The following is a 20735-nucleotide window of genomic DNA, read 5'->3' on the forward strand; positions in this document are numbered from 1 at the left end:
CCCGCTCAGGAGCTTGCTGGCCACGCTGCCAAAGTTGCCAACCGGACGCATTACGGATGTGTCCCTAAGCTCCGGCGGGTAGGTTGAACGTCCTAAGTGAACGGCCACGATCTCTGGAAGGAGCTGCCAAGCCAGCCGGGCGCGCCGGGCCAGCGAGCTTGGCAGGCGATCATCGCGAGTGTGACGTCAGCGAGACCGCGAGCGCGTCATGCCCCTGAGCAGCCGCCAGCGACGCCGCGGTCCGCCCAGTTGCATCGGCAATCCGCGGGTCAGCGCGGGCTGGCGGCAGGCCGGACCGAGCGCCGGGGAGCAATCAGAGCGGGCGACCTTCCTCGTCGCTGATGCGCGCGATCAACGTGCCGCTGTTGTCGCCTCGGAAGAGCGAGGCAAATGTCTCGGGCAACTGTTCAAGCCCGTCGCGGATGTCCTCGCGATGGGCCAGCTCACCGGCAGCGAGCCACTGCGCCAGCTGCGTGGTCGCCTCCTCATAGCGGTCAGCATAGTCCGGTACCAGGAAGCCTTGCAGCCGGATTGCACCGTAAATGATCCGCATCATATCCAGCGGCGGATCACCGGCGGCGCCATCATAGGTCGCGATCTGCCCGCACAAGGCTACCCGGCCACCCCGATTGAGCCGCGCCACCACATCGCGCAACAGGGTGCCACCGACATTGTCGAAGAACACGTCAACACCCCCGGGACACAGCTGATCCAGGCGCGCCGTGACATCCTCCGACTTATAGTCGATCACGTCCGTTATTCGGCAGTTGTTGCGAAGCCAGGAAGCCTTCTCCGCGCCTCCGCAGATCGCCACCACGCGCGCACCCACGATGCGGCCGATCTGCGCCGCGATCGAGCCGACCGAACCGGCAGCGCCTGAAACCAGTACCACCTCACCTGCACGCGGCCTGGCCACGTCAAGCATGCCAAAATATGCCGTCAGTGCGTTCATCCCAAGGACGCCCAGAGCATCCACCGACGACACTCCATCGGGAATGACGCGAATACCAAGCGCCGGGTTCGCCCATTGATAGTCCTGCCAACCGGCGGTGCCGAGCACACGCGCGCCAACGGGAAAATCAGGGTCGTCGCTGGCCGCAATCCGGCAAACCGCCGGTGCCAGAACAGGGTTGCCGACTTCAATTGTCGGATAATAGCTGCTGCGATTACCGCTGATCCAGTTTCTGATCGTGGGTGCACACAACAGAAGTTCCGTTTGAAGCAAGATCTGGCCCGGCGCTGGTGGCTCCGCCGGCAGCGGTTGCTCGCTCCAGGAGAAGTTCTGCCGAGTGAGCTCACCGGTTGGGTGCGACGCCAAAGTCCATTGCCGATTAATCATGCGGGCATCCTCTCCGACTTTTCCGTTGGTCGACTATGCCACCTAATCTGCCGCAGGGGAGAGCGCGATCGATTTAGCTTGCGCAAGCTACACCTTGCTTGACCTCTGGCGAGCAGCTCCCGCGACTAGTCGCCGGCCGAGCAGCAACGACAGAGAACCTGGGCGTGCAGGCTCGGAAGACCGCGGAGCCAGTCCACTGGTTTGACCCAGCGATCGATGACAGCGGTGAGGAGGAACTCACCCGGCCGCGGCGACGGCTCCGCACGCGCGCCCCGAAAGGAAGTGCTCCACCGCTTCACCTGAGATCGGCCGAGCATAGCGATATCCCTGAGCCTCGTGGCAACCGCGTGATCGCAGACAGGCCTCCTGCCCCTCCGTTTCGACGCCTTCGGCAATCACCTCCAGGCCCAGGGTGCGGGCAAGCGCGAGAACGGCGTCCACGATGGCCAAGTCGAGGTCGTTACCCGGGAGGTGCGCGACGAAACTACGGTCGATCTTCAAGCGATCGACCCGGATGTCCTTCAGCGTGGTAAGCGAGGCGAATCCCGTGCCGAAATCGTCAAGCGCCAGCCAAACGCCCAGCATCCGCAACGCCAGCAGGTTCGCCTTGGTGCCAGCGTCGCCAGCCAATGCGACCGCTTCCGTTAATTCGATCTCGAGCGCGCGCGGTGGCAGGCCGTGCCGCTTCAACGTGCGATGCACGGTCGCCGCCAAGCCATTCGACCGTACCTGCTCGGGAAAAAGATTGACGGCTACCCGGATATGGTGGCCTGCGTTCCACCAGCGCGCCGCTTGGCGACACGCCTCGTCCAAGACCCAGTCCCCGACTGCCGCCGCTTGGCGACTTTCCGCCAATACGCCAATGAACGCCTCCGGCGTGAGGAGTCCGCGTTGCGGATGGCGCCAGCGTAGCAGCGCCTCCGCGCCGACAACCGCACCATCATTCAGCCGGATCTGAGGCTGGAAGAGAAGCTCAAACTCCCCCTCAAGCGCCGCGCGCTCAACTTCTTCCTCCAGGACACGCCGCGCCTCGTAATCCTCGCGGTCGGCCGGCGTATAAACATGGACAACACTGCCACCCGCGGCCTTTGCGCGGTACAGCGCAAGATCGGCATTGGCGAACAGCTCCTCCACATGCGGAGTGGTCCCTTCCGGCACCATCATCACACCGCAACTCGCCGCGGCGCGAAGGCTGCGCTTGCCGAGTTGGAACGGTTCGCACGCCAAGGCGCGCAGAAGTTCGTTTCCGCGATGCGCTGCCCGATCATCCTCTCGCGCGATCAAGCCCATGAACTCGTCGCCGCCAAGGCGAGCGATGATCGCGTCGGGCGGCAGGCAAGCGGCTAGCCGAGCAGCGACACGCTGCAAGAGCGCGTCGCCGACCTGGTGACCGAAGCTGTCGTTGACGTATTTGAAATCATCCAGATCGATCAGCAGCAGCGCCGCGAGACGCTGCTCCTCGAGCATCTGACGCGCCAGCGACATTGCATGTGCTCGGTTCGGCAGGGCGGTCAAAGAGTCGCTGAGCGCCAGTTTGCGCAATTCCTCCTGAGCGCGCTGCTGCTCCGTTACGTCACGGATAAAGAACATCATGCTGCCGTCTTCCACCGGCAGGCCACTGACCTCGAAATGCCCGTCCAGTCGGGGATAATTGAAGTGCAGGCTGAGCGGTCGACGCTCCAGCATTGCCGTTCGCCCCTCGTCGCCAACCGGGTGATCGGCGAGCTCGGGGAATAGCTCCCAGACCGAGCGCCCGACTGCTCCGCCCGTCAGATCGCCGACGCGGGCACGGGCGCGCTTGTTCATGAACGTAACGGTCCAATCGGGCGCGACCGTCATCACGCTGTCGTTGGTGCTCTCCAGAGCATCGAGCAGGCGCCGGTGCCGCTCGTCGTAGCCCTCGGCCAGTTCGTCATAGACGCTCGCTAGCGCCTCGAATTCGCCCCCGTCCCCGATCCGGCCTACCCGTGCGCTACTCTCGCCGCGCTGCCATGCCCTAGCCGTGGCCATGAGATGGGCCATCGGCTTTCGAACGAACTTCGCGGAAAACCATGACGTCAGCACCAGCGCGATACCGATCGTCGCGAGCAGCACGAGCAGGCGCAAGCCCGTCCGCTCCTCGACATCGGCCAGTGCCGCGTCCTTGGAACTGCCGGCGAGAACCATGAAGGGCAGATCGGAATAGCTACCCGGCGGAACATAAGCGACAATGCGCTCGCTTCCGTCGAACCACGGCATTTCCGTGACACCCGGCGCCCTAGATTTGAATGCGGCGTCGAACTGCCGTGGCAGGGTTGTGCCCACGCCGGCATTATCCGGCAGCGCCACCAGCAATTTGCGATCCGGGCCGATGATGGCGAGCCGGGTTGCAGGAGGTAATGCTGCTCGACGCAGGTCCTTGGCGAGCTTGTTCAGGTCCAGCCCCGCGACGAGAACGCCGAGCACCCTGCCCTTGCTGTCCTTAACCGGGAAGCTGAAATTCAGCGAGGGCCGGTGGAACACTCGGCCGACCACGTAACCGCCCGTTGAAAAGCGCCGCTCGGCCAGTGCTCTCTTGAAATAGGGCCGGTCAGAAATGTCGGTTCCTGGTCGCGTGCTGCTACACCAGATGCGGCCGGCAGGATTGGCGACGCCGATCGCCATGTAAATGTCGATCTGCTTCTGCAGCCGCGACAAAATAAGGCTGCACCGCGCAGTCTCCCCCCCTTGCACGGCCGGTATCTGGGCGAGAGCAGTGAGCAACTGGCGAGCGCCATCGACGATCCGCGCCTGCTCGGCCGCCGCCCGGTGAACCGTGCGGTAGGCGATGGCGGCAACCTCTTCCTGCTCCTCGCGCCGTTCGGCGCGTACCCCTACCACTTCGAGGATGGTGAGTGGAACCATCGCGAGCAGCACGAGCATCGCGAGACGCTGCCCGATCCTCATGCGACCAGCCTTTCGCACAAAGCACGCCCGCTGCCGAACATTGCCGCTCTACACCTTCCACCTTCAGCCCGGGGCTTTAGCGGATTAATAACGGCCAAGTCTTGCAAAAGCGTTGCGTCGCAATGCTTTCGCGGGAGAAGGCAATGATCCAAGCGAACGGTTCAGGCGTCAGTTTTGTCGACGCATTTGTCCCTAGCGTTCGTGCTGCTGGTCTTTCGTTTCATGCCGGTGATGCAACAACTCCGCACGGGATTTGCGTTTCGGGACCTGAGGGGATGGTCTGGTATCGCGGAAAAACGTTACGTCAGCGGTTTGCTGCCGCAGCGAACGCTTCGAGACTGCCCCATCTTGCAGTGAGGTGGCGACTTTGCGGCGAAGCTTCCGGTACATGGAAGGTTCGGTACCGGACTCCGACCAGGCGTCGATCTATCCGCCTGCCCCGAGTGGGGCCAATTAGTCACGCCGGGCCGAGTGGACGACGATCCAAAGGACCAAGGCGGCTATGGACAAAGTCGCCCGCTATGGGAGTCGATCCGGATCTGAGCCTGCATGACGGCCGACCAGACGTCGCACGCCTGTGATCGCGCAGGACCAGCCGGCCCGCGGACAGGAAACTTTGCAGTTGAAGCTGATGTCGTTGAAGCCTGCTCAATGCTAAGAGGAGCAGAAACAGCTCGGGGCGGCTTGCGCCGCCCCGTACCTGAACTTTCACTAAGAAAGTGGCGCGCCCGGAACGATTCGAACGTCCGACCCTCAGATTCGTAGTCTGATGCTCTATCCAGCTGAGCTACGGGCGCGTTGGAGTGGCGCTGATAGAAGCGACTTTCGGATTGCGCAAGAGCGTTGCGAGCTACTTTTTCAAAAAGTAAGCTCCCTGCATGTTTTTTCGAGCTTTCCTCGCCCCGCTGATCCCCGGATTGCTGATCGCGGGGTGCACCGCTCCCGCGAGCTACCCTTCCCTCCTGCCGCGTGCGGCCGAATCACAGAGCTTGGAGGAGCCCGCGGCCGCAACGGCGGAACCAAGCGCTCCTGATCCGGCGGTAGATGCGAAGGTTGCCGCTGCCTTACGAACGCTGGAAGAGCGCACCAATGCCTTTGACAGTGCGAGCAGCCGTGCCGAGCGGCTGGTAACCGCCGCAAGAGGAGCAGCAGCGGGTAGTGAGGCGTGGCTGGACGCTCACGTGGCACTGGCCGAACTGGATGCGCTGCGCTCGGCGACCTCGGAAATAGCCATTACACTGGATGATCTTGCCAGCGAGCGAGCGCTCTCCCTTGCCCCTGATTACCAGCCGCTCACCAGTGCCGCCGATCGAGTGCGCGCGGCGGTCACCAGCCAGGCAGAACGAATCGCCGCGTTGCAGGCGCGGCTGGCGCCGGCCTGAACCAGAACAACTCTAGATCGGGCGCAGCGCACCGTTCCGCAGATACATGGCTGTGATCGTGATCTCAGTGACACCGCTGCCCACCCGAACGGCAGTCACCTTCGGCGATGGCTTACGCCCGAGCACGAAATCGAGAAGGGTGACCTTGGGGTCGCCGGATGCGCCGCCCCCGTCGGAGCGGTCGGTGCCTCCGTTCCCGCTGACGTCGTGGCGAAAATCGACCGCATAGGTGCCGGGCGAGGATACAGGCATACAAAAGCGAACCGGCCCGCTTGCGGGTGTCGGCACCTCAACGCGCGTCAGCCAGCTCTTCTTCTCGAACCAGCTGGAGGTCGGGCCGCCGAACGTCCGTACCCGCAACTTGCCCGACCGGCTCTTCAGTCCGACCACGTTGACGAGAATCGCGGGTGCGTTTCCAGCCGCGCAGCGTGCCGCATAGGGCCCCAGGATGGCGCCCGGCTGGGCCGCAGCAGGCGCCGCGAGGAAGAGGGAGGCAAGGGCAATCAGCGGTAAGGTCTTCATGTGGCACGATATCGCAGCTGCTGATGGCGCAACCGTGGCGATTCGTCGGCGAAAGAGGACCGCAAAGTGTCCCCGTCGGGATCCTGCCTTCGAGCCCGCTTCATGGCGTCGCGACGTCGGGCGGGACTGGATGAAGGATATGGTGGGCGCTGACGGGTTCGAACCGCCGACCTACTCGGTGTAAACGAGCCGCTCTACCAGCTGAGCTAAGCGCCCCCTCGGGGTGACCGCCCCTTAAGCGTCCTGCGCGCGCTACACAAGGCTCGTGCAATGCATTGCCCATGTACAGCGCGACGCAGTTTCGCTGGAGGTGCCGCTCAGACCACCGGCAGCCCCAGTGCGCGCGCCATTGAAACGTAGCTGCGCATGGCACCAAGCCCACGCTCCGTCAGCGACATGAAGGCGCGCCGCCGGTCAAAGGGGTCAGGTCGACGTTCGAAAAGGCCAGCCTCGGTTAACCGAGCGATCCAGCGCAGCGCTGTTGTTGGCGCGACGGCGGCGGCAATGCACAGGCTGGATACCGAGACGTGCGCGCGCTCCAGATGGGCTGCATACAAATCCAGCATCATGTCCCAGGCGGGATCTTCAAACAGGCCCGAGCCGACGTAGCGATCCCGCAGTCGCCGCGCCCGCACGATCTGGCGGATGTCGGCGGCCGTGATTGGATGCTCACCGCCTGGCTCCGGCGCAAAGTCGCTTCTAGCGTCCGCCACCAGCCCCGCCAGCGGCTGCTCTTCATGCTTCGACAGGCGCGCAAGCACGTCAGCGATTCGGGCGACTTCGGCATTCAGCTTCGCCAGCCGAGCCGCCTCGTTCTCGCTGATCCGGTCATGCAGAGCCAGGTTGGAGACGCCCTGCGCAGTGGCAATCGCCCCGATCCAATCCGAGGGCGCAGGATCACAGAGAATCTGGTGACGGGAAAGCATCAACCCGGCAGCGGCCACATCGATCTGTTCCGAAGCGATCGCTACCACCATCGGCAAGTCGCGGCCGGCGGCCAGACCGTCGAGCCGGGACAAGGACCTGGCGAGATCGTCATCCGAAGCAGAACGGGCGTCGATTACGATCAACGGCCGGGACGCAATGTCCGCGATCCGCTTAACAGCATCACCAAGCGGCGCCGAGGTAACGATGCGACCGCCGGCAAGCGCGACCGCAGCGGCAGCCCCTGCCCCGCCGGTTTCATCCTCCCCCGCCCCATTGATCAGCACGGCATCAAACCGTGAGTTCAATTGAGCCTGATATTCTCGTTCAATCAAATGCATGCATCACTCCGATCCGCGATCGAACCCAAGTGTTTACCATTATCGGCCTATCAGTTGTCTAACATCCGAAATGGCACGGTATACATGCCGAATTGATTTTCACATCCAAATTGGACCAGCGCGGATTAATCTAAGGATTTGACGATCTCTTCGACCATCTTTTTGGCATCCGCGAGGAGCATCATGGTGTTGTCGCGATAGAAGACCTCATTGTCGACGCCGGCATACCCAACCCCGCCCATAGAGCGTTTCACAAAGAGAACAGTCTTGGCCTTTTCGACATCAAGGACGGGCATTCCATAGATGGGTGACGACTTATCCGTCTTTGCAGCCGGGTTGGTCACGTCGTTTGCACCGATGACGAAGGCCACGTCGGTTTGCGAAAATTCAGAGTTGATGTCTTCCAACTCGAACACTTCGTCATAGGGGACGTTCGCCTCTGCCAGCAGCACGTTCATGTGACCCGGCATACGGCCCGCCACGGGGTGAATGGCATATTTTACGCGAACGCCATGCTCCTTCAGCTTGTCTCCCATCTCACGCAGGGCGTGCTGCGCCTGAGCTACCGCCATGCCATAGCCGGGCACGATGATGACCTGTTCGGCCTGGCTCATCAGAAACGCGGCGTCTTCAGCAGAGCCACGCTTCCACGGGCGATCGATCTTCGCCGCACCGCCGCCGCTTGGCCCCGCTTCGGCGCCGAAACCGCCAGCGATGACGCTGATGAAGCTGCGGTTCATGGCGCGGCACATGATGTAGCTGAGGATCGCGCCCGACGAACCCACCAGCGCGCCGGTGATGATCATTGCGGTGTTGTGCAGCGTGAAGCCCATCGCCGCCGCTGCCCAGCCGGAATAGCTGTTCAGCATGGAAACGACGACCGGCATGTCTGCGCCGCCGATCGGGATGATCAGCAGGAAGCCGATGGCAAAGGAAAGCGCGACGACGATCCAGAAATCGAGTGGCGACTGCGTCAGCCAGAAAGAGAAGGAGAACCAGGCGATCATCAGCGCCACGCCAAGGTTGATCGCATGGCGCGCCGGCAACATGATCGGTGCGCCGCCCATGTTGCCGTTCAGCTTCAGGAAGGCGATGACGGAGCCGGAGAAGGTGATCGCACCGATGGCGACGCCCAGGATCATCTCGATCCGGCTCACACCGTGAATGGCGGCAAACGGCGCGCCGATCAGCGGCGTGACGACATCCGCGATGCCGAACGCCACCGGGTTTAGGAAAGCGGCGATGGCAACCAGCACCGCGGCCATGCCGACAAGGCTGTGAAATGCGGCAACCAGCTGCGGCATGGCCGTCATGGCGATGCGCCGTGCCGTGACGATACCGATTACGGCACCGATGCCAATGGCGGCCAGGATCTGGAACACTGCCAGCGAATCAACCCGCTGCAACAGCGCCGCATAGTCGTAGCCAGCGACTTCACCCACCGCGAGAACGGGCGTTACCGGAACGTGAGTGGCAAGCGTCGTGACCACGGCGATGGCCATGCCGATCATGCCGTAGCGATTGCCGCGACGGCTGCTTTCGGGGCTGGAAAGGCCTCGAAGGGCGAGAATGAAGCACACGCCCGATATCAGGTAGGCGAGCGCTACCCAGGGATTGTCCGCGACGTGTTCCACTATCCTCTTCCCCCTATCCGTCTTCCGGCGAGCGCCGGATCACCCTTTTGCGGGCGCCACTTCGCGTTCCCCGGCCGGTGCCGGGCAACGCCAGCGATCAGTGCTTGGCCGCTGCGGGCCGTTCCTTCTTCTTGTACATCGCCAGCATGCGCTGGGTGACGGCGAAACCGCCGAAGATATTGATGCTGGCGAGCACGACGCCCAGCAGGCCGAGCCACTTGGCACTCGCCGAGCCGCTGGCGGCCGCAGCGATCAATGCACCGACGATGATGACGCTGGAGATCGCATTGGTAACCGCCATCAGCGGCGTGTGGAGCGCCGGGGTGACCGACCAAACCACGAAATAGCCGACGAAACACGCCAGCACGAAGATCGACAGGATCGCGATGAAGCTCAACTTCCCCTCCTCACACGACGCGAATGTTGAGAAAGTTGAGACACCCGCGCGCTTTCTCTTCTTGCGCCTCAACTTTCGCCGCCCGCCGATCATCCCTGTGACCTAACGGCGGCGTGTAGGACAGCATCAGGCGGTCAACAGCCGTTGATTGACGACCTTGCCGTCCCGGGTCAGCCGAACCGCGTCACCGATTTCCTCGTCCAGCACCGGCCTGCCCTGTTCCTTGTCCCAGAAGGCGGACAGAAAGTTGAACAGATTGCGCGAGAACAAGGCCGAAGCGTCTGCCGCGAGGCGCGAGGGCACGTTGCGATGGCCGACAATCTTGACGCCGTGCTTCACGACGATTTCGCCGGCGACAGAACCCTCGACATTGCCGCCCTGCTCGACCGCAAGGTCAACGATGACGCTGCCCGGCCGCATGGTTGCGATTTGCGCATCGCTGATCAGGCGCGGCGCAGCGCGACCCGGGATCAGCGCGGTGGTGATGACGATATCCTGCTTGGCGATGTGCCCGGAAACCAGCTCGGCCTGCGCCTTCTGATATTCCTCACTCATCTCCGTGGCATAGCCACCGGAGCCTTCGCCTTCGATCCCGGCGACGTTCTCAACGAAGATCGGCTTGGCGCCGAGCGACATGATCTGCTCCTTGGTCGCGGAGCGCACGTCGGTAGCGGAAACCTGAGCACCCAGGCGGCGTGCGGTGGCGATCGCCTGCAGCCCGGCAACGCCGACGCCCATCACGAACACCTTGGCCGCCGAAACGGTGCCGGCCGCGGTCATCATCATCGGGAAGGCTCGGCCATATTCGGCCGCGGCATCCAGCACCGCCTTGTAGCCTGACAGGTTCGACTGCGAAGACAGGATGTCCATGGACTGAGCGCGAGTGATGCGCGGCATGAACTCCATGGCCAGGGCCTCCAGCCCGGCGGATGCATAGGCATCCACCCGTGCCCGATCCCCGAAGGGATTCAGTCCGGCAGCCACCCAGGCGCCCGGCTTCGCGCCGGCCAGCGAGGCCGGATCGGGCCCCTGTACGCCCAGGATGATATCCGCCCCGGCAATGGTGCCGGCGCGATCGCCGACTGTCGCCCCGGCATCGCGATACGCCTCATCGGCGATCGAGGCCCCGGCCCCTGCTCCTGATTCGACGGCCAGATCTGCGCCCAGCTGAATGAACTTCTTCACCGTTTCCGGTGTCGCCGCCACTCGCCGCTCGCCGTCCGCCCCCTCCTTAAGGACAGCGATCTTCATGGCTCAAGCAATCAACCAGACGACAAGGGCAGCCAGCAGCAAGCAGGCCAGCGTTCCCCACTTCAGCATTCCCATCACGCGGCCGTAGGTAGCGGCATGCGCCTTCATGTCTCCGCCGGTCGTACCATGGTCAGCCATAGCCATCCTCTTTCCCAAAAAGCTTTGTGTAGCGTCTTAGTCCGCTCGACGGCCACCCCTCAAGCCTGCTTAAGCCTGCTTTTACTTGCACGCGCTAAAGCAGGACACGGGATGGGACAGGACCAAAGATGACGCGCAACGGCCAGCGCTTGCTGATGCTGATCGACGACGAGCCTGCGCAGCGGCGGCTGGTGGCGGCGCTCGCCGCGCGTGGGGGATGGCGCACGATCTTCGCTGGCGATGCGGAAACTGCCATCGCCACGTTGGGTACGCAGGACGGGATGCGCCTCGACGCGATCCTGTTCGATCACTGGGGCGAGGATGCGGACGCCTCCACCTTGATCGCGGAACTGCGCGTCCGGCGGCCGGCTCTTCCGGTTCTGGTGGTGACAGCCAATGGTTCGGTCGCCCATGCGGTAAATGCCATGCGGGCGGGCGCGACCGATTTCCTGGTAAAGCCGCTCGCCCCCGAACGCCTGTTGCAGGCGCTGGATGCGGCGGTCGAGGGCACCGCGGCCGGCGAACTGCGGCCGCTGACGGAAAAAATCCCGGCGATGCTCGGCTTTGACGAGATCGTCGGATCGGAGCCGCAGTTTCGCGCGGCGCTGGCCATCGCCGCGAAGGCGGCCCGCGCGCGCGTTGCCGTGCTGATCGAGGGCGAAAGCGGCGTTGGCAAGGAAGTGGTGGCGGAAGCCGTTCATGCCGCCAGCCCGCGCGCCAAAAAGCCAATGCTGACGGTGAATTGCGGCGCGCTGCCGGCAAATCTGATCGACAGCGAGTTGTTCGGCCACGAGCCGGGCGCTTTCCCCGGCGCCTTCGACCGCAAGGTGGGCAAGTTTGTTGAGGCGGATGGCGGCACTCTGTTCATCGACGAGATTGCCGAATTGCCGCTCGAAACGCAGGATCGGCTGCACAGCGCCATGCAGACGGGGCTGATCCAGCCGTTGGGCGGCCGGCATGCCCGCGAAGTGGACGTGCGGGTGATCGCCGCCACTAACAAAAGGCTTTCCGAGGAGGTCGAGGCAGGGCGGTTCCGGGAAGATCTGTTCTTCCGTCTCAACATCGTTCCCGTGACGATTCCTCCCCTGCGGGATCGCGCGCAGGACATTCCGGCGCTGGCGCGGCACCTGCTCGCGCGAATCGCGCTCCAGCCCGGGCTTCGGCAGCTTGGCATTACCGATGACGCGTTGGCGCTGCTGGTCGATTATGACTGGCCGGGCAATGTTCGCCAGTTGCAGAATGCCCTCTTCCGTGCCGCGGTACTGTGCGAGGGCGACGCCCTGACGCGCACCGATTTCCCGCAGATCGCAACGCTGAACGCACGCAGGGTCCGCGCGCCGCAACCACAGCATATGTCGACATCCGGCGGGGTGACGCTGTTCCACCCGGACGGCAACTTGCGCGCGCTGCACGAGATCGAGGCAGACGTGATCCGGCTGGCGATCGGGCATTATCGGGGGCGGATGACGGAAGTGGCCCGCCGCCTCGGCATTGGCCGCTCCACGCTCTATCGCAAGCTCAGCGAACTGGGGATCGACAGCGCGGCGTAAAGGAATGATGCGAGCATAGCCCCGCATTCGCTTCCGAGCCGACCGGTCCCTTACTGCTCGAGATCGTGGCCGAAGGTGGCCCAATCCGCCTTGCCGGGCGGGAGATCGGGCATGTCCGTGAAACCGCCCGACGCAGCGCCCGTCCCTTCTTCCGGCTCCGTGCGCCGGCCGTGCAGATAGGCCTTGGCGATCAGGTTGGCGGAAATCGGCGCGGTGATGAACAGGAACAGGGCGATCAGCAACTCGTGCGCCGTCCACGTCTGGCCGTGCAGCGGGAAATACACCACCGACGCGAAAAGGCAGCTACCCACTCCAAGAGTGGTCGCCTTGGTGGGGCCGTGCAGACGGCTCATCAACGACGGCAATTTCACCAGCCCCCAGCTTCCGATCAGCGCGAACGCGCCGCCGAGCAGCAGAAGCCCCGCGATCAAGGCATCGGCGAAGACCATCATGCCGTTCATTCCACGACATCGCCGCGCAACAGGAACTTGGAATAGGCAGCCGTCCCGACGAACCCCACCATTGCGAGCAGGAGCGCGGCCTCGAAATAGATCGTCGTGGACTGTTTGATGCCGAACAGGATGATGAAGGCGATGGCGTTGATGACCATCGTGTCGAGCGCGAGGATGCGGTCCGCGGCGGTTGGACCGCGAAACAGCCGCAGGAGGCACAGCAATGTCGCTGCGGCGACACACGCCATCGCACCGGCAAGCGCGAAGGCAATCATCGGAAGATTTCCATCAGGCGCCGCTCATAGCGTGACTTGATATGGGCGATCTCGGCCTCGGGATCGGCAACGTCGAGAGCATGAACCAGCAAGTAACGGCCATCGGTCGAGATATCGGCGGAGACAGTGCCGGGCGTCAGGCTGATCGTGCCGGCGAGCAGCGTGATCGCCTCCGCCGAATCGAGGTCCAGCGGGACTGCTAGCCAGCAGGTTCGCAAATCCCGGCTGCGGCGAAAGATGATCAGGTGTGCAACATGAAAATTGGCAACGATGATGTCGCGAATAACCAGAAGCAGAAAGGCGAGAAGCGGCAGCCTCCACCGCATCATTGGCCGATCGGGCCAGAAGGCCGCGGTGTAAAGCGGCACGATGATGGCGAAGAGGCTGCCGAGCATCAATCCGCCGACGCTGATCGCGTTCAGCATCAGCAGCCAGATGAGGAGGAGCAGCGCGCTGAGCCCTGGGTGCGGAAGGATGCGCCTCATGCGCCGGTTCCCGGGCGCGCAGGAAGGACAGCGCCGATATAGGCGGCCGTGCTGAAGATCTGCCTGCTGGTGGCCTCCATATAGGCGGTGACCGGGCCAGCGCCGATTGTCAGCATCCCCAGCAAGGCGAGCAGAAAGCCAGCCGGGGCAGCTTCCAACAGAGCGGGAGGTGTACGCTCGACCGCGGGTTGCTGGCCCGTGCCGCGCTTCCAGAACAAGGTGCTGCCGCCACGCGCAAGCGCGATCACCGCCACCAGGCTGGTGCCAAGGATAACCGCCCAGATTGCCGGCCACCATGCCGAGCGGAGCGCCGCATCGAGGATGAAAAGCTTGCCGATGAAGCCGGAAAGCGGCGGAAGCCCGGCCAGCGCCACGCCGGCGGCGAAGAACAGGAATGCCACCAGCTGCCGCCCTTGATAAGCGCCGGTGCTGACGATCGAATCACCCTCTGCGCCCCGCCAGCGCATGACCAGATCGGCGACCAGGAACAGCAAGGCCGCCGCTATTGTCGTGTGTGGCAAATAGTAGAGTGCCGCTGCCATCGCACCCTCTTCGAACAGGGCCACGGCGGTCAGCAGGATCGCGGTTGAGCCGATCAGCCCGAACGCCGCCATCGAGCGCAGATGTCGCGCCGCCACAAACCCTGCGAAACCGAGGATCATCGTGGCTAGTGCCGCGGGAACCATGTACCTGCCCGCAGCGCCCGCGAAGATCAGCGGGCCGGTGCGAATGATGGCGTAGGCGCCCACCTTGGTCATGATCGCGAACAGCGCCGCAACGGCCGGCGCCGCGCCCGCATAGGCGCGGGGAAGCCAGAGGTGGAGCGGCAGCAGCGCGGCCTTCAGCGCGAATACCGCCATCAGCAGCATCCCGCCGGCGCGGAACAGGCCTTGGTCCCCCGCCCCCAAAGCTGCCCCGCGAACCGCCATATCGGCCATGTTGAGCGTACCGGTGATGCCGTACAGCAGCCCAAGCGCGATCAGAAACAGCGTCGAGCCGACCAGGTTCACGATCACATATTGAACGCCCGCGGTCAGCCGCCGCGCGCCCTGTCCATGCAGAAGCAGTCCATAGGAAGCGATCAGCAGCACCTCGAAAAACACGAACAGGTTGAAGAGGTCACCTGTCAGAAACGCGCCGTTGATCCCAAGCAGCTGAAACTGGAACAGCGGATGGAAGTGCCACCCGCGGCGGTCGAGGCCAGTAAGCGTGGCATGCACGCCCACGGCCAGAGCCAGTGCCGCGGTGAGAACCAGCATCATCGCCGCGAGCCGGTCGAGTACCAGAACGATACCGAACGGGGCCGGCCAGTCGCCGAGGGCGTAGACCGACACCTCCCCCGTCGTGGCGCGAACCAGCAGCGCCACGCCAATGACCAGCAGCACAGCCGTCGCGCCAATCGACATGCCAGCCCCTATCCAGCGCCGCCGCCGCCGGAACAGCAAGGTGGCGACGCCGGCGAAGGCAGGGAGCAGCACCGGCGCGGCAATCAGCGCGCTCATGCGCGATGTTCCCGGTCGAGCAGTTCGGGATCAGGCTCGCCATCGACCTGATCGGTTCCGGTTTCCAGAAAGGTCCGCAGTGCCAGCACAAGGGCAAGGGCGGTCATGCCGAACGAGATCACGATCGCCGTCAGCACGAGCGCCTGCGGCAGTGGATCGGTATAAGCGGCGGCGTTTTTGTCGAAGATCGGCGGGCGGCCGACCACCAGACGCCCCATGGCGAACAGGAAAAGGTTGATCGCATAGGACATCATGGCGAGGCCGATCACCACCGGGAAGGTCCGTCCCCGCAGGCAAAGGTAGATGCCGGCCGCCGTCAGCGCCGCGATGGCGGTGGCGACGAGAAATTCGATGCTCACCCCTTCGCACCCCGTAGCTTTGCAGGATCGATGTCCATCGGGCCATCGTCCTCGGGCGGCTCCTTCTGCGCGCGCTGCGCAATGTGGCTGAGTTCGGCCAGCGCTAGCATCACGGCGCCAATCACGGCCAAGGCGACCCCGATGTCGAACAGCATCGCGGTCGCCAGTTCAAAGGTGCCCATGACCGGCAGCGTCACATAGCCGAACGCACTGGTGAACAGGGGCGCACCGAACAGCAGTGACCCCAATCCGGTAAGCGCCGCGATGATCACGCCAAAGCCAATCAGCGCATGCTCGTCGATTTGCCGGCGCTGGTCGGCCCACTCGAAGCCGGATGCCATATACTGCATCAGCAGCGCGATCGAGACGATCAATCCCGCAATGAAGCCGCCACCGGGCGCATTGTGGCCCCGCAGGAAGATGTAGAGGCCGACCATCATCGCCAGCGGCAACAGGAGCCGGGCGGCTACAGCGAACATCATCGGGTGACGCTCTGGCGAGCGTGGCAGATCCGCCACCCACATTCGCAGCCGCTGGCCCGCCACGCCGCGGGCGGCTGGCTGAAGCAGCGCAAAAATGGTGAGCGCCGCGATACCAAGAACGGTGATCTCACCGAAGGTGTCAAAGGCGCGAAAGTCCACCAGCGTGACATTGACGACATTGGTGCCGCCGCCACCGGGATAGCTATGCGCCCAATGATAAGAGGAGATCGGATCGTTGGGTTGGCGCGTCATCACCGCCCAGGCGGCGAGACCAGTCGCAGATCCACCGGCAAGCGCAAGCAAGAGGTTGCGCCCGCGTTCGGCCCTGCTCGAAATCTGTACAGGCTGCTTCGGAAGCAGATTGAGCGCGAGCAACAGCAGCAGGATGGTGACCACCTCGACCGAAATCTGCGTAAGGGCGAGGTCCGGTGCCGACAGGTAGATGAAGGCGAGCGAGACCACGAGGCCAACGACGCTGATGTAGATGAGCGTGAGGAAGCGCTGCCGGGGCATCAACGCGACTGCCACCGTGGCGGCGAGCAGAAGCACCCAAGCGACGATCGCCACTGGCGGGGCGGGAAGCAGTGGGCGCGTGCCAGGCGCATATCCACCATACCACATCGCCTCGACCGCGATCGCGACCGCCAGCATGAACATGAGCGCGAGTTGTCGCTGCAGGGAGCCGTTGTGGACAGTGTCACTGATCCGGCGCGCAATACGGACGGTTTGTTCGATGGCCGCTTCGAACAGACGCTTCGCGTCTGGCAGGGCGAGCCGGTTCCACACCGCTTCGAGCGGCGCGTGCCGCCACAGCATGAACCCGCCCACGACGATCGCAACGACGCTCATCGCCAGGGTCGGCGTCGGGCCATGCCATAAGGCAGGATGGAATCTTGGCGCGGTTCCGCCCGTGATATCGGCCGCAGCCGGAATGATCAGCCAACCCGTCAGCATCGCCGGAAACAGACCGACGAGCACGCTCAACACAACGAGCAACGCGGAAGGGCTCCATAGTCCGAACGGCGGATCATGGGGCCGTGCAGGATAATCGTCGCGAGGCGGCCCGAGATAAAGCCGCACGATGAACCGCAGCGAGTAAGCAACCGAGAATGTCGCCCCCAAAAGGGCCAGCGCCGGTATCAGCCAGTGCAGCCCGCCCCAGCTGGTATGCGCCGCCTCCTCGAGCATCATTTCCTTCGAAAGGAAGCCGCCCAGTGGCGGAAGGCCAGCCATGCCGGCGGCGGCAACGATGCCGAGCGCGGACGTGACCGGCATCAACCGCGCCAGCCCGCCGAGACGGCGAATGTCCCGCGTTCCCGCTTCATGATCGACAATGCCGGCGTTCATGAAGAGCGCGGCCTTGAAGAGCGAATGGTTCAACAGATGAAATATGCCGGCGAGCGCGGCAGCCGGCGTGCCGAAGCCAAACAGCATCGTCATCAGGCCAAGCTGGCTAACCGTGGAGTAAGCGAGGATTGCCTTCAGATCCTGCTTGAACAGCGCGATCGCGGCCCCCGCCACCATGGTGACAAGGCCGGTCGTGGCGACAAGATAGAACCACCATTCCGTGCCAGAGAGCACAGGCCACAAACGCGCCAGCAGGAACACCCCCGCTTTCACCATCGTGGCCGAATGAAGATAGGCGCTTACCGGCGTTGGCGCAGCCATCGCGTGCGGCAGCCAGAAATGGAACGGGAATTGCGCCGATTTGGTAAAGCAACCCAGCAGGATCAGTATTAGCGCCACCGGGTAAAGCGGAGAAGCGCGGACGATTTCGCCCCGGGTAAGGATGTCGGTCAGTTCTTGAGATCCGGCGATATGACCGAGCAGCAGGAGCCCGCCGATCAGCGCGAGCCCCCCCCCGCCGGTTACCGCCAGCGCCATTCGGGCGCCCTGCCGTCCTTCTGCGGCATCGCGGCGAAAGCCGATCAGCAGGAACGAGGAAAGGCTGGTCAGTTCCCAAAAAACGAGAAGCAGCAGTACGTTGCCGGAAAGCGCAATTCCCAGCATCGCGCCCTGGAAGAACAGAAGCAGAGATAGGAACCGACCCATCGGCTCGTCTGCCGGCAAGTAGAAACGGGCATAGCAGACGATGAGCAAGCCGATGCCCAGGATCAGGCCCGCAAACAGCAGCCCGAGAGCATCGAGGCGCAAGGTGAAGCTCAGATCGAGTGCGGGCACCCACGAATGGCGGATCTGCTCGGGAACGCCCGCGACCACGCCGGGGGCCATGAACAATAACAAACCGAGAGCGGCCACGACATGGACGACGGCGATGCCGGCCTGAAAGTTTCGGCTCGCCCGCGGCAGTGAGGCCAGCCAGGCGCACCCCAGGAACGGGAGCAAGGCAAGCAGGATCAGGTGCAAACCGGGCCCCCGACAAGCAGCGCCGCCGCTGGTGGGCCGACGCGCAGGAGGCGGCCAGCGACTGTCGGTAAAAAGCGAATGCGGATCATCGGGGCACGGCTCTCCGGCGCTGGCGGCCCGACCAACGCACGACCTGCTCACCCCGACGCTGAAGCGAGCACCCCGGATGGTTATTGCGTTCTGAGCGCCGCGACGCAAGCGGAAGGTCGTCGAAGCTGAGCTGCTGCGCCGCCTTCGCAGGCGGCAGAGCGGCCGCTCAACGCACACCGCCCGCACCGGTCAGGGCGCGGGCGATTACTACGGGAGCGGCGAGCGCGCGGGTGGCCGCGCCCTCCCCGCCCGGCTTGTCCTAAAACTCGTTCCAGTCGTCATCCTGTGGCCTGGTGAGGGCGGAGATGGCGGCGGGTGCGAGGGGTTTGACGGGCGAGACATAGGCGCTGCTGCGCGGCTTTGGCTTCATCGCCTCGACCTGGGCGTGGATCGAGCGGCGGGCGCGATCGTCGACCTTGAAGCGGGCGGCCTGTTCGCTGAGCGCCTGAACCTCGCTGGTGAGGTTGCGGGCGGCAGCGGAGGTTTCCTCAACCATGGCGGCGTTCTGCTGGGTGGACTGATCCATGGTGCCGACCGCGGCCGAGATCTGGGTGATGGCAGAGGATTGCGCCTGATTGTCAGCTGCCATGGTCGCGAGCAGTTCATGGACCTGGCCGACGTCGCCGGAGATGTCGGCCAGCGCGCCATCCACCTTTTGCACCATCTCCACCGCGCACACGATGTCGCTCTGGGTCACGGTGAGCTGATCGCGGGCGCGTTTGGCCTCTTCCTCGGCACGCATGGCCAACGCGGAGACGAGATCGGCCACCACCGCAAAGCCGCGGCCTGCGTCGCCGGCACGCCCGGCCTCCACCGCGGCGTTCATCGCCAGCACGCGCGTCTGGAACGCGATCTTGTCCAATCCTTCGATCACGCTGTCGATGCCCTTGGCGCTTTCCGACACCCGGCCCATCGCCTGAACCGCCTGATCGGCCACTGAACGGCCACCCGATACGGTAGTGATCGCACCGTCCGCGCGCTCCACGGTGGTTGCCGCCGCCGCCGCAGACGCGCGCAGCCGCTCGTCCATCTGCGCGATCGCTGCCGACGTTTCCTCCAGGCTCGCTGCATTGCCTTCGGTGCGGCGCGCAAGATCTTCCGACGCATGCGCGATTTCGCCAGAGCCAGTGCGGATCGAGGCGATCACATCCTGAACCTTTGCAATTAGGTCGGCGAGCCCCAGGCGGGTTGCTTCGAAATCATCCCGCAGCGAGGCGAATTCGGCAGGAAAGGACTGACCGGCCGGCGTGGCGAGATCACCCTGACGCCAAGACTCCAGCCCCTGCCCCATGGTTTCGATAACCGTCTCAAGCGTCTGCGCCCGGGCTGCGCGCTCCGCCGTTGCTGCCTGCTCCATCGCCTCACGGGTGGCCTGGGCCGCTGCAATCCCGTCCAGCAGTTTGACCAGCGCGTTCGACAGCCAGATCAGCGCCGCCGCCTCGATGACGAGGATCAGCGCATGAAGCGCGATGCGGGCGAGCGAGCCGCCATCGTCGAACACCCAGGAAGGCAGCGCCAGGCCGAGGATCAGGTGATGGAGCGCGATCACTACCGTCCCCGCCAGGATGGCGCGCCAGTCCGCAATCACCGCGGTCACCGCCAGAACGGCGAAGAACAGCATGTGCAGATCGCTCTGGTACGCATAGCCGCTGAACACATACAACAGCATGGCGGGCATGGCGCACACCGTCAGCGCCATGGTGATGCGGGCCGCCTGATCGATCCGCCGGGCCAGGAAGATGCGGACGGGCTCCACCAGCAGCAGCAGCGTGATGGCCAGGGCACCCCAATCCACGGCCGGCTGGGCGAAGAGTGCGCCGCCGATTACGGGCATCGCGATCCCCGCAGCCAGCATCCCCAGCGCGCGTATCCCGGTCGCCCGGATGGTCGCAAGTGTCACTTGTTCCAACGTGTGTTCCTTTCCGGGTCGCAGCCGCCCCCGCGCGCCGCGATCAGGAGCGCGCCTGCCTCCAGGGCCGGGCCGATCAGCCGCGCGCGCTCTCCATTGACAAAATACGAGCCTTCGTAGGGACCAGGGCCCCTGAGCCGAGCGCCCGCCTCCGTTGCCCAGGCGATCGTCGAGCCCGCGGACGCGGGTCGCACCGGCAGAACGAGCATCGGCCCATCTGCCGGAGGGATGCCGGGCAGCAGCAAGGCAGCTGACAGCACCATGACCTGACGGGTCCCGGACGTGCCGCGGAGAAGGGCCGAACCAATCATCAGAGCGTAAGCCGATACTGACCGTTGCTCTTCCCGTTATAGAGGAGGAACGAGGTCTCGCTCCTTCGCGACAATATTGTTTTCGATCTTTTCCCGTGAC

Annotated in this window: 18 protein-coding genes and 2 tRNA genes; 2 read left to right on the forward strand and 18 right to left on the reverse strand. The window is 64.2% G+C overall.

Annotation, left to right across the window (positions count from 1 at the left end; translation table 11 throughout):
- Positions 1 to 313 precede the first annotated feature (313 nt).
- The 3 genes from LQ954_RS12845 to LQ954_RS12855 form a co-directional block, all read right to left on the reverse strand.
- On the reverse strand, positions 314 to 1339 hold the full coding sequence (locus tag LQ954_RS12845; RefSeq protein ID WP_231023491.1) for an NADP-dependent oxidoreductase: 1026 nt from the start codon (positions 1337 to 1339) through the stop codon (positions 314 to 316).
- A gap of 237 nt (positions 1340 to 1576) precedes the next feature.
- The gene (locus tag LQ954_RS12850; protein ID WP_231023492.1) at positions 1577 to 4264 is read right to left on the reverse strand and encodes a bifunctional diguanylate cyclase/phosphodiesterase; all 2688 of its coding nucleotides are present in this window, start codon (positions 4262 to 4264) and stop codon (positions 1577 to 1579) included.
- Between the two features lie 720 nt (positions 4265 to 4984).
- Positions 4985 to 5061, reverse strand: a tRNA-Arg gene (locus LQ954_RS12855).
- A gap of 81 nt (positions 5062 to 5142) precedes the next feature.
- On the opposite strand from LQ954_RS12855, the gene LQ954_RS12860 reads away from it, so the two are divergent.
- A complete protein-coding gene (locus LQ954_RS12860; protein ID WP_227772637.1) occupies positions 5143 to 5646 on the forward strand; it encodes a hypothetical protein in 504 nt (167 codons plus the stop codon).
- Between the two features lie 12 nt (positions 5647 to 5658).
- Here the strand turns inward: LQ954_RS12860 and LQ954_RS12865 are convergent, their stop codons facing one another.
- From LQ954_RS12865 to LQ954_RS12895, 7 genes are all read right to left on the reverse strand, one after another.
- Complete coding sequence (locus tag LQ954_RS12865; protein WP_227772638.1) at positions 5659 to 6168, reverse strand: DUF2141 domain-containing protein; 510 nt, start codon at positions 6166 to 6168, stop codon at positions 5659 to 5661.
- Positions 6169 to 6308: 140 nt separating this feature from the next.
- Positions 6309 to 6384: transfer RNA gene (locus LQ954_RS12870), tRNA-Val, on the reverse strand.
- A 101-nt stretch (positions 6385 to 6485) separates the two neighbouring features.
- Positions 6486 to 7433, reverse strand: coding sequence for a winged helix DNA-binding protein (locus LQ954_RS12875; protein WP_231023493.1), 948 nt, complete (start codon positions 7431 to 7433; stop codon positions 6486 to 6488).
- A 125-nt stretch (positions 7434 to 7558) separates the two neighbouring features.
- Positions 7559 to 9067 carry an NAD(P)(+) transhydrogenase (Re/Si-specific) subunit beta gene (locus LQ954_RS12880; RefSeq protein ID WP_227772640.1) on the reverse strand — a complete coding sequence of 503 codons (1509 nt, stop codon included), beginning with the start codon at positions 9065 to 9067 and terminating at the stop codon, positions 7559 to 7561.
- Positions 9068 to 9164: 97 nt separating this feature from the next.
- Complete coding sequence (locus tag LQ954_RS12885) at positions 9165 to 9464, reverse strand: NAD(P) transhydrogenase subunit alpha (protein WP_066778800.1); 300 nt, start codon at positions 9462 to 9464, stop codon at positions 9165 to 9167.
- A 126-nt stretch (positions 9465 to 9590) separates the two neighbouring features.
- The gene (locus LQ954_RS12890; RefSeq protein ID WP_227772641.1) at positions 9591 to 10715 is read right to left on the reverse strand and encodes an NAD(P) transhydrogenase subunit alpha; all 1125 of its coding nucleotides are present in this window, start codon (positions 10713 to 10715) and stop codon (positions 9591 to 9593) included.
- A 3-nt stretch (positions 10716 to 10718) separates the two neighbouring features.
- Positions 10719 to 10853 carry an aa3-type cytochrome c oxidase subunit IV gene (locus LQ954_RS12895; RefSeq protein ID WP_227772642.1) on the reverse strand — a complete coding sequence of 45 codons (135 nt, stop codon included), beginning with the start codon at positions 10851 to 10853 and terminating at the stop codon, positions 10719 to 10721.
- A 128-nt stretch (positions 10854 to 10981) separates the two neighbouring features.
- Here LQ954_RS12895 and LQ954_RS12900 point away from each other — a divergent pair, with 128 nt between their 5' ends.
- Positions 10982 to 12403, forward strand: a complete 1422-nt coding sequence (locus LQ954_RS12900; protein WP_231023494.1) for a sigma-54-dependent transcriptional regulator — start codon at positions 10982 to 10984, stop codon at positions 12401 to 12403.
- A gap of 50 nt (positions 12404 to 12453) precedes the next feature.
- Here LQ954_RS12900 and LQ954_RS12905 read toward each other — a convergent pair whose 3' ends face one another.
- The 8 genes from LQ954_RS12905 to LQ954_RS12940 all read right to left on the reverse strand — a co-directional run bounded on the left by LQ954_RS12905 (position 12454) and on the right by LQ954_RS12940 (position 20635).
- A complete protein-coding gene (locus LQ954_RS12905; protein WP_227772644.1) occupies positions 12454 to 12855 on the reverse strand; it encodes a Na+/H+ antiporter subunit G in 402 nt (133 codons plus the stop codon).
- A 5-nt stretch (positions 12856 to 12860) separates the two neighbouring features.
- Complete coding sequence (locus LQ954_RS12910) at positions 12861 to 13130, reverse strand: K+/H+ antiporter subunit F (RefSeq protein WP_227772645.1); 270 nt, start codon at positions 13128 to 13130, stop codon at positions 12861 to 12863.
- The gene (locus tag LQ954_RS12915) at positions 13127 to 13615 is read right to left on the reverse strand and encodes a Na+/H+ antiporter subunit E (protein ID WP_227772646.1); all 489 of its coding nucleotides are present in this window, start codon (positions 13613 to 13615) and stop codon (positions 13127 to 13129) included. The genes LQ954_RS12910 and LQ954_RS12915 overlap by 4 nt, the downstream gene beginning before the upstream one ends.
- Complete coding sequence (locus LQ954_RS12920; protein WP_231023495.1) at positions 13612 to 15117, reverse strand: monovalent cation/H+ antiporter subunit D; 1506 nt, start codon at positions 15115 to 15117, stop codon at positions 13612 to 13614. The genes LQ954_RS12915 and LQ954_RS12920 overlap by 4 nt, the downstream gene beginning before the upstream one ends.
- Positions 15114 to 15476 carry a Na+/H+ antiporter subunit C gene (locus LQ954_RS12925; RefSeq protein ID WP_227772648.1) on the reverse strand — a complete coding sequence of 121 codons (363 nt, stop codon included), beginning with the start codon at positions 15474 to 15476 and terminating at the stop codon, positions 15114 to 15116. The genes LQ954_RS12920 and LQ954_RS12925 overlap by 4 nt, the downstream gene beginning before the upstream one ends.
- On the reverse strand, positions 15473 to 18325 hold the full coding sequence (locus tag LQ954_RS12930; RefSeq protein ID WP_231023497.1) for a monovalent cation/H+ antiporter subunit A: 2853 nt from the start codon (positions 18323 to 18325) through the stop codon (positions 15473 to 15475). The genes LQ954_RS12925 and LQ954_RS12930 overlap by 4 nt, the downstream gene beginning before the upstream one ends.
- Before the next feature lie 349 nt (positions 18326 to 18674).
- The gene (locus LQ954_RS12935; RefSeq protein ID WP_231023498.1) at positions 18675 to 20324 is read right to left on the reverse strand and encodes a methyl-accepting chemotaxis protein; all 1650 of its coding nucleotides are present in this window, start codon (positions 20322 to 20324) and stop codon (positions 18675 to 18677) included.
- Positions 20312 to 20635 (reverse strand): hypothetical protein, encoded by a 324-nt coding sequence (locus LQ954_RS12940; RefSeq protein ID WP_231023499.1) that lies wholly within the window; start codon positions 20633 to 20635, stop codon positions 20312 to 20314. Before LQ954_RS12940 ends, LQ954_RS12935 begins: the two co-directional genes overlap by 13 nt.
- Positions 20636 to 20735: the final 100 nt, after the last annotated feature.

Source organism: Sphingomonas sp. IC-11, assembly GCF_021043365.1.
In the GTDB taxonomy this organism is placed as follows: Bacteria; Pseudomonadota; Alphaproteobacteria; order Sphingomonadales; family Sphingomonadaceae; genus Sphingomonas.

Bases quoted from the DNA above. Each gene is read 5' to 3' on its own strand.
- LQ954_RS12910 (WP_227772645.1), bottom strand. From the start codon at position 13,130: ATGATTGCCTTCGCGCTTGCCGGTGCGATGGCGTGTGTCGCCGCAGCG.
- LQ954_RS12890 (WP_227772641.1), bottom strand. From the start codon at position 10,715: ATGAAGATCGCTGTCCTTAAGGAGGGGGCGGACGGCGAGCGGCGAGTG.
- LQ954_RS12915 (WP_227772646.1), bottom strand. From the start codon at position 13,615: ATGAGGCGCATCCTTCCGCACCCAGGGCTCAGCGCGCTGCTCCTCCTC.
- LQ954_RS12865 (WP_227772638.1), bottom strand. From the start codon at position 6,168: ATGAAGACCTTACCGCTGATTGCCCTTGCCTCCCTCTTCCTCGCGGCG.
- LQ954_RS12920 (WP_231023495.1), bottom strand. From the start codon at position 15,117: ATGAGCGCGCTGATTGCCGCGCCGGTGCTGCTCCCTGCCTTCGCCGGC.
- LQ954_RS12900 (WP_231023494.1), top strand. From the start codon at position 10,982: ATGACGCGCAACGGCCAGCGCTTGCTGATGCTGATCGACGACGAGCCT.
- LQ954_RS12845 (WP_231023491.1), bottom strand. From the start codon at position 1,339: ATGATTAATCGGCAATGGACTTTGGCGTCGCACCCAACCGGTGAGCTC.
- LQ954_RS12860 (WP_227772637.1), top strand. From the start codon at position 5,143: ATGTTTTTTCGAGCTTTCCTCGCCCCGCTGATCCCCGGATTGCTGATC.
- LQ954_RS12850 (WP_231023492.1), bottom strand. From the start codon at position 4,264: ATGAGGATCGGGCAGCGTCTCGCGATGCTCGTGCTGCTCGCGATGGTT.
- LQ954_RS12895 (WP_227772642.1), bottom strand. From the start codon at position 10,853: ATGGCTGACCATGGTACGACCGGCGGAGACATGAAGGCGCATGCCGCT.
- LQ954_RS12875 (WP_231023493.1), bottom strand. From the start codon at position 7,433: ATGCATTTGATTGAACGAGAATATCAGGCTCAATTGAACTCACGGTTT.
- LQ954_RS12940 (WP_231023499.1), bottom strand. From the start codon at position 20,635: ATGATTGGTTCGGCCCTTCTCCGCGGCACGTCCGGGACCCGTCAGGTC.
- LQ954_RS12905 (WP_227772644.1), bottom strand. From the start codon at position 12,855: ATGATGGTCTTCGCCGATGCCTTGATCGCGGGGCTTCTGCTGCTCGGC.